The sequence below is a fragment of the Mycobacterium sp. TH-M11 genome (assembly GCF_057473725.1).
This window is the reverse complement of sequence record NZ_JBYCLD010000088.1, coordinates 1-7,942: the sequence shown is the minus strand read 5'-3', so window position 1 is coordinate 7,942 and position 7,942 is coordinate 1. Positions and strand designations below refer to the sequence as shown.

Here is a 7,942-nt window from a genome sequence, read left to right as displayed (position 1 = left end):
GCCCAGAACGCTTGGGCCCAGCTACACCTGAGCCCAGCACGGGACGGCCGACGGCGGCGACCTCACCAGGTCGTCGCCGTTCGCCGTTTCCGACGTCCGCTTCGACCGGGTGTGATTAGCTACCTTGCGGAAGCGGGGGCCGACTTGCAGCTCCCGTGTTGGCGGTCGAGCGACAAGCGAGGTCAGGAATGAGAAGTCTGTCGATGCTGCTGCGGCTCTTGGGCGCCGCCGTACTGACGGTCGGTGGCTTTCTCGGGACACAGCTGAGCGCGGCCCGGGCCGCCGGCTACGAGACGCTGATGGTGCCCTCCGCGGCGATGGGCCGCGACATCCCGGTGCAATTTCTGGCCGGCGGTCCGCACGCGGTCTATCTGCTGGACGCCTTCAACGCCGCACCGGACGTCAGCAACTGGGTGACCGCGGGCAACGCGATGAACACCCTCGCCGGCAAGGGGATCTCGGTGGCGGCCCCGGCGGGCGGAGCCTTCAGCATGTACACCAACTGGGAGCGCGACGGCAGCAAGCAGTGGGACACCTTCTTGTCGCAGGAGCTGCCGGACTGGCTGGCCGCCAACAAGGGTCTGGCCCCCGGCGGCCACGGCGCGGTGGGCGCGTCGCAGGGCGGGTACGGTGCGATGGCGCTGGCCTGCTTCCACCCCGACCGCTTCGGCTACGCCGGCTCGTTGTCGGGCTTCCTGTACCCGTCGAACACCACCACGAACGGCGCGATCCTGGCCGGCCTGCAGCAGTTCGGCGGCGTCGACGGCAATGGCATGTGGGGCGCCCCGCAGCTGGGCCGCTGGAAGTGGCATGACCCCGAGGTGCACGCGATGCTGCTGGCGCAGAACAACTCGCGGATCTGGGTCTGGAGCCCGACGAGCATGGGTGGCGACGCGGCGGCCATGATCGGGCAGGCCGGCGCGGCGATGGGCGACGCCCGGTTCTTCTACCAGGAGTACCGCAACGTCGGCGGGCACAACGGCCACTTCGACTTCGCCGGCGGCAACAACGACTGGGGTTCGTGGAGCGCGCAGCTCGGCGCGATGTCCGGCGACATCGTCGGCGCCATCCGCTGACTCGTCGGGCAATCGTGGTGCCGCGAGCCGGTACCGTAAATAAAAGCTCGACGGCACTGGGTCTGTCGGCTGTGCCACCGACCGACTCTGCTGGCAGGAGACCATGGCTGTGAAATCGCGGCGGAAGCGCCGTCGTCGAATCCTGGCGTTGATCGCCGCCGCCGCAGTGGCATTGGTGGTGGGCCTGGTCATCCTGGCCGTGGTGGGAGTGCTGCGACAGCGTCAGGGCGCGCCGAGCGCGATCCCACCCAGCATCGTGCCGCCGACCAGCGGCGGCTTGCCGTCGCACCCGCACAAGCCGCGGCCCGCCGCGCAGGACTCCAGCTGCCCCGACGTGCAACTGCTTGCGATCCCCGGCACCTGGGAATCGTCGCCGCAGGAAGACCCGCTCAACCCGGTGCAGTTCCCCAAGGCGTTGTTACTCAGCGTCACCCGGCCGATCCGTGAGCAATTCAAGTCCAGCCGGGTCGAGACCTACACGGTGCCCTACACCGCGCAGTTCCGTAACCCGCTGGGCGGCCCACCGCAGATGTCGTACAACGACAGCCGGGCCGAGGGGACCCGCGCCGCGGTCAAGGCGATGACGGACATGACCACCAAATGCCCGCTGACCAGCTATGTGCTGGTGGGTTTTTCGCAGGGCGCGGTGATCGCCGGTGACATCGCCAGCGACGTCGGCAACGGGCGCGGCCCGGTCGACGACGACCTGGTGCTGGGTGTGACCCTGATCGCCGACGGCCGTCGTCAGCAAGGGGTGGGCCAGGAGATCGGCCCGAACCCGCCGGGCGAAGGAGCCGAGATCGTCCTGGACGAGGTGCCGGTGCTGTCCACCCTAGGTTTGACGATGACGGGTCCGCGGCCAGGCGGCTTCGGTGCGCTCAACGGCAAGACCAACGAGATCTGCGGGGTCGGCGACCTGATCTGCGCCGCCCCGCCGGAGGCGTTCAGCCTGGCCAATCTCCCCCGGACGCTGGACATTCTCGCGGGCGGCGCGGGCGCGCCGGTGCACGCGCTCTACGCCACCACCCAGTTCTGGAGTCTGGACGGCCTGCCGGCGACGGAGTGGACGTTGAACTGGGCGCGCGCCGCGATCGAGAACGCGCCCCATCCCAGACACGGCTGAACCGGAATCACAGGTCACAGTTGCGACAAGAGGTACGTTCAGATTTGGTTCGCGGCGCGCCGCCCACTAACATTAAGAGAAATTTAAGAGCAGCTGCGTCCGGCGATCGCTACGACGCGTTGCGGATCGCCGGACGTGCCGTCTGTAGCATCTGGGAGGTTTGCTCTTCGCGACGTCCCTACGCAGGCGAAACGTGCGGAGTCCGACTGGCCGACCCGCGTCGGATCTAGCCGTCGGACCCGACCGCAGCACTGCGGCCGACCGAGAACAGTTCTGACAGGAGTGCATTCATGGCGTACCACAACCCGTTCCTTGGCAAGGACGGCCAGATCAGGTTCCCGGACAACACCGACCTGGTCCGTCACGTCGAGAAGTGGGCCAAGGTGCGTGGCGACCAGCTCGCCTACCGGTTCCTCGACTTCTCCACCGAACGCGACGGCGTCGCCAAGGACATCTCCTGGGCCGAGTTCGGCGCACGCAACCGCGCGGTCGGTGCCCGGTTGCAGCAGGTGACCCAGCCGGGTGACCGCATCGCGATTCTCTGCCCGCAGAGCCTGGACTACCTCACCGCTTTCTTCGGCACGCTCTACGCCGGCCGGATCGCGGTGCCGCTGTTCGACCCCGCAGAGCCGGGGCACGTAGGCCGGTTGCACGCGGTGCTCGACGACTGCACCCCGGCGGCGATCCTGACCACCAGCGACTCTGCCGAGGGGGTGCGTAAGTTCTTCCGTAGCCGTCCGGCCAAGGAGCGGCCACGCGTGATCGCCGTCGACGCCGTGCCCAACGATGTCGCCTCGACCTGGGAGCCGATCCTTGCCGGCCGTGAGACGGTCGCTTATCTGCAGTACACCTCCGGCTCGACCCGCACCCCGACCGGCGTCCAGATCACGCATCTGAACCTGCCCACCAACGTGGTCCAGGTGATTCACGCGATGGAGGGGCAGGAGGGCGACCGCGGTGTGAGCTGGCTGCCGTTCTTCCACGACATGGGTCTGATCACCACCCTGTTGTCGACAGTCGTCGGCTACCGCTTTACCTTCATGACGCCCGCCGCGTTCGTCCGCCGGCCCAGCCGGTGGATCCGCGAGCTCGCACGCAAGGAAGGCGAGACCGGCCAGACCCTTTCTGCGGCACCCAACTTCGCTTTCGAGCATGCCGCGCTGCGCGGTCTGCCGAAGGAGGGCGAGCCGCCGCTGGACCTGAGCAACGTCAAGGCGATCCTCAACGGCAGCGAGCCGGTGTCGGCGGCGTCGATCCGCAAGTTCAACGAGGCGTTCGGCCCGTACGGCTTTCGGCCGCAAGCGATCAAGCCGTCCTACGGACTGGCCGAGGCGACGCTGTTCGTCTCGACCACCCCGATGCAGGAGTCGCCCACGATCATCAATGTCGACCGGGAGGCGCTGAACAACCGACGCTTCGTCGAGGTGGCCGCCGACGCGCCCAACGGCGTCGCGCAGGCTTCCGCCGGCAAGGTCGGGATCAGCCAGTGGGCGGTGATCGTCGACGCCGAGTCGGCCACCGAATTGCCCGACGGGCAGATCGGCGAAGTCTGGTTGCACGGCAACAACATGGGTGCCGGGTACTGGAATCGCAAAGAAGAGAGCCGGGCGACCTTCGAGAACATCCTCAAGTCGCGCGCCGAGCCGTCGCGCGCCGAGGGTGCCCCTGACGACGGCACCTGGGTCCGCACCGGTGACTACGGCACGTATTACAAGGACCAGCTCTACATCACCGGGCGCGTCAAGGACCTGGTGATTGTCGACGGGCGCAACCACTACCCGCAGGACTTGGAAGAATCCGCGCAGCAAGCCAGCCGGGCGCTTCGCACCGGATACGTGGCCGCCTTCTCGGTGCCGGCCAACCAGTTGCCCCGAGCTGTCTTCGACAACCCGCACGCGGGGCTGAAGTACGACCCGGACGACACGTCCGAGCAACTGGTGATCGTCGCCGAGCGGGCCGCGGGTACGCACAAGCTCGACTACCAACCGATCGCCGACGACATCCGGGCGGCGATCGCCGTCCGGCACGGGGTCACCGTGCGCGACCTGCTGCTGGTGACGGCCGGATCGGTACCCCGGACCTCCAGCGGCAAGATCGGCCGCCGCGCCTGCCGCGCCGCCTACCTCGACGGCACCTTGCGTGCCGGCACTGTCGCCCCCAACGCATTTCCGGACCAAACTGATTGATCGCGAACATGACTGACATCGATCTCGACTCCCAACCGGCCACCGACTGCGGTGCACCGAAGGCTCGCACCGACATGACCGTCGCCGAGGTACGGCGCTGGCTGCGCGATTGGATCTCACGGGCAACTGGGCAGTCGCCCGACACGATTGCCGAATCCACGCCGATGGTGGAACTCGGGCTGTCGTCCCGCGACGCGGTGGCGATGGCCGCCGACATCGAGGACCACATCGGGGTCACGGTCTCGATCGCCGTCGCGTTCGAGCACCCGACGATCGAGTCGCTGGCCACCTGGATCGTCGAGGGCGACCCAGAGACCGAGGCGGACCATGACGACATCGACTGGACCCGCACCGGTCCGGTCGAGCGGGTCGACATCGCTGTCGTCGGACTGGCCACCCGGTTGCCCGGCGACATGAACACTCCCGACGAGACCTGGGCTGCGCTGCTGGAGGGTCGCGACGCGATCACCGACCTGCCCGAGGGCCGCTGGTCGGAGTTCATGGATGAACCACGGCTGGCCGCGGCGATCGCCAAGGCCCGCACCCGCGGCGGCTACCTCACCGACATCAAGGGCTTCGACTCCGAGTTCTTCGCGTTGTCCAAGACCGAAGCCGACAACATCGATCCCCAGCAGCGGATGACCCTCGAGCTGACCTGGGAGGCCCTCGAGCACGCCCGCATCCCGGCGTCCAGCCTGCGCGGGGAGTCCGTCGGCGTGTTCGTTGGCACCTCGGTGATGGACTACAGCTACCTGGCGATGTCGGACCCGACCGTCGCCCACCCGTACGCCATCACCGGTACCGCGAGTTCGATTGTGGCCAACCGGGTTTCGTACTTCTTCGACTTCCACGGCCCGTCGGTCGCGGTGGACACCGCCTGCTCGAGCTCGTTGGTCGCCACCCATCAGGCGATCCAGGCGCTGCGCAACGGCGAGTGTGACGTCGCGATGGCCGGTGGCGTCAACGCGCTGATCACCCCGGCCGTGACACTCGGTTTCGACGAGATCGGCCAAGTGCTCTCGCCCGACGGCCGGATCAAGTCGTTCTCCGCCGACGCCGACGGCTACACCCGCTCCGAGGGCGGGGCGATGCTGGTGCTCAAGCGGGTCGACGACGCGCGCCGCGACGGCGATGCGATCCTCGCGGTGATCGCCGGTAGCGCGGTCAATCACGACGGCCGCTCCAACGGCCTGATCGCCCCCAACCCCGACGCGCAGGCCGATGTGCTGCGCCGGGCCTACAAAGACGCCGGCATCAACCCGCGCACCGTGGACTACGTCGAGGCGCACGGCACCGGCACCGTGCTCGGTGACCCGATCGAGGCGCAGGCGCTGGGCCGGGTGATCGGTCGCGGTCGTGCGAACGACAAGCCGCTGCTGCTTGGCGCGATCAAGACCAATGTGGGACACATGGAGTCGGCGGCCGGTGCGGCCAGCCTGACCAAGATGGTGTTGGCGCTTGCGCACGACAAGCTGCCGCCGTCGATCAACTACGCCGGACCCAACCCTTACATCGACTTCGAGGCATCGCATCTGAAGGTCCTCGACACGGTCGCCGACTGGCCGCGCTACGGCGGGTACGCGGTTGCGGGCGTGTCCAGCTTCGGCTTCGGCGGGGCCAATGCCCACGTGGTGCTGCGTGAGGTGCTGCCCCGCGACGTGGTCGAGCGTGCGACGGAGCCTTCCGAAGAAAAGCCTGCTGAGGCAACAGCCTCCGATGAGCACGTCGAGCTGGTCGGCGGCATGCGGTTCGATGAGTACGGCGAGTTCATCGACGGTGACAAGCCCACCGATGGCGAGTACGAGCTGCCCGGCATTACTGAGGAAGCTCTGCGGCTCAAGGAGATTGCGTTGCAAGAGCTGGCCGCCGAGGAGGCCACGGCGCCGGTCGTGCCGCTGGCGGTGTCGGCGTTCCTGACCTCGCGCAAGCGGGCCGCCGCGGCCGAACTCGCCGACTGGATGGAATCCCCGCAGGGACAAGCGTCGTCGCTGGAGTCGATCGGGCGGGCGCTGTCGCGCCGCAACCACGGCCGCTCGCGCGCGGTGGTGTTGGCCCATGACCACGAGGAAGCGGTCAAGGGGCTGCGGGCGCTCGCCGAAGGCAAACAGAAGCCCTACGTGTTCAGCACCGACGGCCCGGCCACCAACGGCCCGGTGTGGGCGATGGCCGGATTCGGTGCGCAGCACCGCAAAATGGGCAAGAACCTCTACCTGCGCAACGAGGTCTTCGCCGAGTGGATCGACAAGGTCGACGCGCTGATCCAGGACGAGCGCGGCTACTCGATTCTCGAGCTCATCCTCGACGACTCCCATGAGTACGGCATCGAGACCAGCAACGTCGTGATCTTCGCGATCCAGATTGCGCTGGGCGAGCTGCTCCGCCAGCACGGCGCGAAACCCGCTGCGGTCATTGGCCAGTCGCTGGGAGAGCCGGCATCGGCGTACTTCGCCGGCGGGCTGTCGCTGGCTGACGCCACCCGGGTGATCTGCGCGCGCTCGCACCTGATGGGTGAGGGCGAGGCGATGCTGTTCGGCGAGTACATCCGCTTCATGGCGCTCGTCGAATACTCCGCCGACGAACTCAAGACGGTGTTCGCCGACTATCCCGGCCTGGAAGTGTGCGTCTACGCCGCGCCGAGTCAGACCGTCATCGGTGGACCACCCGAGCAGATCGATGCGATCGTCGCCCGGGCCGAGTCCGAGGGCCGCTTCGCGCGCAAACTGCAGACCAAGGGCGCCGGGCACACCTCGCAGATGGATCCGCTGCTCGGCGAGTTCTCCGCGGAGCTGCAAGGCATTTCGCCGATGGCTCCCAAGGTCGGGATCTTCTCGACGGTGCACGAGGGCACCTATGTCCGCCCCGGTGGCGAGCCGATCCACGACGTGGCCTACTGGCTCAAGGGCATGCGGCATTCGGTGTATTTCACCCACGGCGTCCGCAACGCCGTCGACAACGGCTACACCACGTTCCTGGAGCTGGCGCCCAACCCGGTCGCGCTGATGCAGATCGGCCTGACTACCGCGGCCGCCGGATTGCCTGACGCCCAGCTGATTCCGACGCTGGCCCGCAAGCAGGACGATGTCGAGTCGATGATTTCGGCGATGGCCCAGTTGTTCGTGCAGGGCCACGACCTCGACATCCGAACGCTGTTCACCCGCGCCGCCGGTCCCGGCGACTACGCCAACATCCCGCCGACCCGGTTCAAACGTAAAGAGCACTGGCTCGATGCGCACTTCTCCGGTGACGGCTCGGTGCTGATGCCCGGCACGCACGTTGCGCTGCCCGACGGCCGGCACGTCTGGGAGTACGCCGCGCGGGGCGAGACCGACCTCGCCGCCCTGGTGAAAGCCGCTGCGACACAGGTGCTTCCCGACGCTGTGCTGACCGCATCCGAACAGCGCGCGGTGGCCGCCGAGAACGCCCGGCTGGTGACCACGCTGACCCGTCATCCCGGTGGCGCGTCGGTGCAGGTGCACGCCCGCATCGAGGAGTCCTTCACGCTGGTCTACGACGCGCTGGTGTCGCGGGCCGGGCTGGCCTCGGTGTTGCCGACGGCT

At 68.0% G+C, this 7,942-nt stretch carries 4 protein-coding genes; all 4 read left to right on the top strand.

Features of this window, described 5'->3' with window-relative positions:
* Positions 1-188: 188 nt before the first annotated feature.
* Positions 189-1,076, top strand: coding sequence for an esterase family protein (locus AC2VOG_RS03665; RefSeq protein ID WP_486938555.1), 888 nt, complete (start codon positions 189-191; stop codon positions 1,074-1,076).
* A gap of 103 nt (positions 1,077-1,179) precedes the next feature.
* Positions 1,180-2,199, top strand: coding sequence for a carboxylesterase Culp6 (gene culp6 / locus AC2VOG_RS03660; RefSeq protein WP_486938554.1), 1,020 nt, complete (start codon positions 1,180-1,182; stop codon positions 2,197-2,199).
* Positions 2,200-2,489: 290 nt separating this feature from the next.
* On the top strand, positions 2,490-4,385 hold the full coding sequence (fadD32, locus tag AC2VOG_RS03655; protein WP_486938553.1) for a long-chain-fatty-acid--AMP ligase FadD32: 1,896 nt from the start codon (positions 2,490-2,492) through the stop codon (positions 4,383-4,385).
* A gap of 74 nt (positions 4,386-4,459) precedes the next feature.
* Positions 4,460-7,942, top strand: a 3,483-nt coding sequence (locus tag AC2VOG_RS03650; RefSeq protein ID WP_486938556.1) for a beta-ketoacyl synthase N-terminal-like domain-containing protein, incomplete at its 3' end; no start/stop codon positions are given.

Excerpts from the sequence above, each read along its gene's own strand:
- AC2VOG_RS03665 (WP_486938555.1), top strand. The coding sequence starts at position 189 with ATGAGAAGTCTGTCGATGCTGCTGCGGCTCTTGGGCGCCGCCGTACTG.
- culp6 (WP_486938554.1), top strand. The coding sequence starts at position 1,180 with ATGGCTGTGAAATCGCGGCGGAAGCGCCGTCGTCGAATCCTGGCGTTG.
- fadD32 (WP_486938553.1), top strand. The coding sequence starts at position 2,490 with ATGGCGTACCACAACCCGTTCCTTGGCAAGGACGGCCAGATCAGGTTC.